The organism is Dapis hubbardiae BLCC-M172 (genome assembly GCF_050016015.1).
Taxonomy (GTDB): domain Bacteria; phylum Cyanobacteriota; class Cyanobacteriia; order Cyanobacteriales; family Microcoleaceae; genus Trichodesmium.
Genome location: NZ_JBNHEQ010000171.1, coordinates 1 through 4,251, shown reverse-complemented (window position 1 = coordinate 4,251; position 4,251 = coordinate 1). Strand labels below are relative to the sequence as shown.

At 35.6% G+C, this 4,251-nt stretch carries 6 protein-coding genes; 2 read left to right on the top strand and 4 right to left on the bottom strand.

The features are described 5' to 3' along the window. The first annotated feature begins 188 nt into the window (after positions 1–188). The gene (locus ACP6PK_RS15590; RefSeq protein WP_426560604.1) at positions 189–572 is read left to right on the top strand and encodes a hypothetical protein; all 384 of its coding nucleotides are present in this window, start codon (positions 189–191) and stop codon (positions 570–572) included. Here the strand turns inward: ACP6PK_RS15590 and ACP6PK_RS15585 are convergent, their stop codons facing one another. From ACP6PK_RS15585 to ACP6PK_RS15570, 4 genes are all read right to left on the bottom strand, one after another. Then, positions 573–1,838: a site-specific integrase gene (locus tag ACP6PK_RS15585; protein ID WP_426560602.1), complete on the bottom strand. Its 1,266-nt coding sequence runs from the start codon at positions 1,836–1,838 to the stop codon at positions 573–575. 36 nt (positions 1,839–1,874) lie between these two features. Next, positions 1,875–2,192, bottom strand: a complete 318-nt coding sequence (locus ACP6PK_RS15580) for a XisI protein (RefSeq protein WP_426560600.1) — start codon at positions 2,190–2,192, stop codon at positions 1,875–1,877. 80 nt (positions 2,193–2,272) lie between these two features. Further along, on the bottom strand, positions 2,273–2,692 hold the full coding sequence (locus ACP6PK_RS15575; protein WP_426560598.1) for a DUF1822 family protein: 420 nt from the start codon (positions 2,690–2,692) through the stop codon (positions 2,273–2,275). 15 nt (positions 2,693–2,707) lie between these two features. Beyond that, positions 2,708–3,343, bottom strand: coding sequence for a hypothetical protein (locus ACP6PK_RS15570; RefSeq protein ID WP_426560596.1), 636 nt, complete (start codon positions 3,341–3,343; stop codon positions 2,708–2,710). A gap of 239 nt (positions 3,344–3,582) precedes the next feature. On the opposite strand from ACP6PK_RS15570, the gene ACP6PK_RS15565 reads away from it, so the two are divergent. After that, positions 3,583–3,846: a hypothetical protein gene (locus ACP6PK_RS15565; RefSeq protein ID WP_094672637.1), complete on the top strand. Its 264-nt coding sequence runs from the start codon at positions 3,583–3,585 to the stop codon at positions 3,844–3,846. The last annotated feature ends 405 nt before the right edge of the window (positions 3,847–4,251 follow it).

The window sequence follows — 4,251 nt, the reverse complement described above, 5'->3', positions numbered from 1 at the left end:
GCAAAGGATACATCTAAAAGGTGGCAAGATGGCAGTACACCATCCTCTGATTCTGGAGATACTAATCAAGTTGATATAAACCAGGTAAATATAAAGGTGGCAGTAAGGTGGCAGTAAATTCTGTCAGCTCTTCAAATGGCCTAGAGCCAAGCATTTCACTCACTCCAGGCAATAAAGGTGGCAGTAAGGTGGCAGTAGACTCAAACCCTACTACAGCAAAGGATACATCTAAAAGGTGGCAAGATGGCAGTACACCATCCTCTGATTCTGAAGACTTAAGCAGACTCAATCCAGGAGATAAGGCTTGTTACAAAAACATTCAGTTTACAGTCAAGCAAAATCTCCCAGATGAACAAACATTAATCTCTGACAGTGGGGCAACATACTCATACAGCCAGTGTCGCTTGCCTGAGTTTCCCTCCTTCAAAATAGGAGAGAAAATCCTATATAACGGCGAGAATGCTACCTACTGTGGACACACTGACAAAAACTGGCAGATACTTATAATGTCGCAAGGCTTTATGGCAAGAACTGAGGTTGATATCGACCAATGCACAAAGTTCAACGAATAATTAATCAAAGGACGGTAAAATTACATCCTCTGTTATATGTAGATAATGCTTTGAAATTACCTCGATGCTATTACCCACAGAATCAGCTAATAACTGTAAAGCACTTAAAAACTCTTTCTTGGGATATTTTTCAGCAATCATATTTGCAGCAAGACTGATGTAGGTATGTCGCATCGCATAAGGTTTCAAGTATTGTTTTATTTTTCCTTCTTTTGCTAAATTTAAAACAATATCGGGGTGTTTCTCTGGGTCTGACTTCCCCCGCGACCCCCAACGATTAGATAAGTTTGAATGTTTAATGGGTCGTCCTTTTGAAGAGAAGACAAAAGCAGTTTTTCTACTCCCCTCCAACTTAATCAATAAATTATTTAACCTGCTATTTTGTCTTAAATCAAACCTCCTAATTTTGTTAGTTTTCGTCCCCTTAATTCTTCTAGTCACCATACTAAGAGAGTGTTCAAACTTGATAGTTTTAAACACCTGCACATTATCCCAAGTCAGAGCATAAGCTTCACCCGGCCTACACCCTGTTAAAAATAAAAATTCAATCAATGGCGCATAATCAACGGACTTAGGATGTTCATAAAAAGCTTTTATAATTGTCTCCATATCTTCCCTGGAAAAAGCTTGCCTATCCTCTTCATCAGTTATTGTTGATGTTTTTGACTTCGTTTTTATCGGGTTGGTGTAGTAGTTAAAAGGATTAAATCCTATCTCACCATTACCAACCTTAAAACTCACAGCTTGCTTAAGTTGACTAAAGCATTGTTTAGCATTTTCACGGTCTAATTGGCTCTGCAAATAGCTGACTATTTTTGTAGCAGTCTCTTGATTAATAGGCAGCTCCAAAAAAGGTTTTAAAAGATTTGTATATCTACCATATCTAACAATAAATGTACTTCTTTCAATCTGTGGTTCTTTAATTTTTAACCAATCATCCCAAGTATTACCAACAGTCACTACTGAAGAACTGCTTAGAACAAAAGTTTTACCAGCGCTGCTAACTTTAGGTTTTAACAAATCAAAATACTTTTTCAAAGTTGGGTCAAAAGCCATGTGAGGGTTACTTAAATCCTGATTTATTATTTCTACAACTTCAACTACCTTCACCTTATTCTGTGGAGTAGCCTCTAAACCTGTGTAGTTATATCGTTTTACTTCATGCCCTTGAGCTTTTAATTCCCTGACTAATTTCAACGGCAAAGATATTCTTAAACGCCCTCTATCGTCGTCAAAATTAGCAACCCCCCTCTTTCTAGCATTCATCTAGCAATAGACCTCTTTTTTTTAGCATTTATTGGTCTATTTTAACGATAAATATAGGTTAGACAGTAAAAACAAAACAATATCAGATTTTGGCACACCTAAATTTAATAATTGTTGAGCAATTCCTTGCTCAGTAAAATCTTGCTGAATCCATATTTTGCCATCCTTAATATCAACATGAATAGAACAACCATAATCCTGTTTTTCCTTTTGCCAACGTAAAGAAATTAAGAGGTAATGATTTCTTTCCGAATCCAAAATCAGTTGTGTTTCATATTGTGAATCTTGAGTATGATATTGATAGTTTTCTTTCACTATTTTTCTGACAATTTCTGAATAATTTAATTCTTCCATAAAACAATTACCTCCCAAGTACCGTTAACCCGTAGGGACGTTCCATGGAACCTCCCTACGAAATGTATTTTATATCTCAACTAAATAACAAAAATCTCCGTAATAACGGCTTCATCTAACACTAATTGTACCGTAAATTCTTCCCCTAATTCTCCTTCAAATTGACATTGAATAATCCTATCTTCACTTCTAGCTGTAACTTCTTTAAAAACTTCATTTTCACTTAAAACAATCAACTTAAAATTAGGAGGAAGATAAACATCATCCCCAGTCGGATAAACCTGTAAAGTTATTTCCACTTCAGAATAATCATCATTTTTTCGTACTAAATTTACCAGTAAAACTACAGCATGACTTAATAGATCGGCTCGTAAATCAATAAGTTTTGCATTTTTAATTCGGATAGTTCTAACTAATTCTAATTGTGAAGGAGTCAATAATTCATTTGCTGCTTGCCATCCAGTAGTTAAAATATTATCAAACCATTGAGTTAAATTCACCCGACTAGGTATGATTTATACATCTATAATTGGAACACCTAACCTGTCTGAAAGTAAACCTTGTTGATGCAAAGATTCTACTTGCTCGCAAGCAGATTGAGAACCTTTAAAAACCAAAATTATACTACCCATTTTAATTTCCACTACCCTAATATAAGGACATCCTGTTATCGCTCTAACTTTGTTCTCAATTTCTAACAATTGTTTTGCTGAAACATCATCAGGTATTCTAATTAATAGACTTGTTTCTTTTTCAAAATTAGGAGGTTGAGGCTTTTTTTTATATTTAGATTTAAACAAATAAATCATTATATTTTTAGGATTACCAATTTCTCGTTCCAGCAACTTTTGTAAGCAAAAATGAATCCCTTTTTTCTTTTTATCATTACTTAGTTTAGTTCTGAGAGAATCAACTGATGCAATATCTTCTAATTCAGAAACCATATCTGGAAGTTGTTTTGCAACTAATGCCATTAATAAATACTGCTTGTGAAATTTGCTTAAGCCTTCCCCCATTCGCGACCATTCTTTTTTAATTTTTTCTAGGTCAACAATTAAATTATTAACATTCCAATCAGCTTGAGCTTCAGCATAGAACTTATAATTAACTAAATCTTGAAGACACTTAGGATTACTTGCATCTTGATTCATCAAATTTACCTCGCAACGTTTTTTTATAATAGTTATAATTTTACCATTGTTATTAATAATGACCGTTAGTCAGGAATAATTTGTATTATCAATTCGCCTTGTAGAGTATTAATTGTGAGGCAAAAAAAAGTTTTCTTGAGCTTCACTAGCAAAATCTAATTTAGTTATTGAAAAAATCATCCAGGCGATCGCTTACTACTGATCGCCCATACCAACAAAAAACAGGAGAATATTGATATATGTCTGCATCTGAAATTGTTATGCACCGGATGTTTGCTGAAGCTGTTGCCCACTATCACCCCTTCGCTGAATATCTCGGCTATCAAGAGGCAGCAGATGGATTTATTGTCTATTATGAAGGGACGAATGGTCAACAATATATGGCAATAGATACAGAAGGAAACGTCCTTGGAGATACGACTATGGGAACAACGAGAACAGTGGAAGTTTTAGCGGTAGGAGCTGCAATTCTTGATGCTATGTTTGGAGGTTCTTCTTCCTAGTTTTCTTCATCAAGATATTGGTTAAATGGCAAAGTCTTTACAACTTTGCCTACATTTTGGCATAACACCTCATAATTATATACTCACCATTTATCTAGGCACTAAATCATAAACGTAGTAGACCGACACATATTCAATGGTGCGTTAGATGTGGGGTGTGGGGAGGGTGGGAAGTGTGGGGAGGGTGGGGAGAAAAAGACACCTAGAAACAAAAAATCTATTGCACAGTTTTAGCTGTGTCAGTCTAGTAGTAGACCGACACATATTCAATGGTGCGTTACGACGGATTGCTGAATCTCTTTCATAGTCTTAATTTAAGCCTTCTAACGCACCCTACTGGACCGACACAACTAAAACTGTGCATTAGGGAGTAGGGGAGTAGGGGAGTAGGGGAGTAGGGGAGTA

Excerpts from the sequence above, each read along its gene's own strand:
- ACP6PK_RS15585 (WP_426560602.1), bottom strand. The coding sequence starts at position 1,838 with ATGAATGCTAGAAAGAGGGGGGTTGCTAATTTTGACGACGATAGAGGG.
- ACP6PK_RS15580 (WP_426560600.1), bottom strand. The coding sequence starts at position 2,192 with ATGGAAGAATTAAATTATTCAGAAATTGTCAGAAAAATAGTGAAAGAA.
- ACP6PK_RS15570 (WP_426560596.1), bottom strand. The coding sequence starts at position 3,343 with ATGAATCAAGATGCAAGTAATCCTAAGTGTCTTCAAGATTTAGTTAAT.
- ACP6PK_RS15565 (WP_094672637.1), top strand. The coding sequence starts at position 3,583 with ATGTCTGCATCTGAAATTGTTATGCACCGGATGTTTGCTGAAGCTGTT.